The sequence below is a fragment of the Cupriavidus sp. SIMBA_020 genome (genome assembly GCF_046535395.1).
In the GTDB taxonomy this organism is placed as follows: Bacteria; Pseudomonadota; Gammaproteobacteria; order Burkholderiales; family Burkholderiaceae; genus Cupriavidus; species Cupriavidus campinensis.
This window is the reverse complement of the sequence record NZ_JAWRWU010000791.1, coordinates 1-265: the sequence shown is the minus strand read 5'-3', so window position 1 is coordinate 265 and position 265 is coordinate 1. Positions and strand designations below refer to the sequence as shown.

Sequence of the window (265 nt, the reverse complement as noted above, 5' to 3'; positions counted from 1 at the left end):
CAGCAAATGACCACAACCGGCGTCGGCCCGGACCAACCGATTGCATCGAACGATACGAGCGATGGGCGCGCACGCAACCGGCGCATCGAGTTTCGCGCGGGGTCGTGAGTCGTTGCTTGCGCGCCTCCGCGCATGAAAAAAAGCCTGGCTTCCTTGAAAATCGAAGCCAGGCTTTTTTGTTTCCCTTGCGGATGCGTTAGCTTTTCTCGTCGGGCTTCACGCCCAGCAGCTCGCGAATATGGGCGAGCGATCCGTCGTCTTTCAC

General features: G+C 59.2%; 1 pseudogene. It reads left to right on the top strand.

Features of this window, described 5'->3' with window-relative positions:
* Window positions 1-108 (top strand): annotated as a pseudogene (locus SB751_RS31525) (OmpA family protein); the annotation flags it as partial.
* Window positions 109-265: the final 157 nt, after the last annotated feature.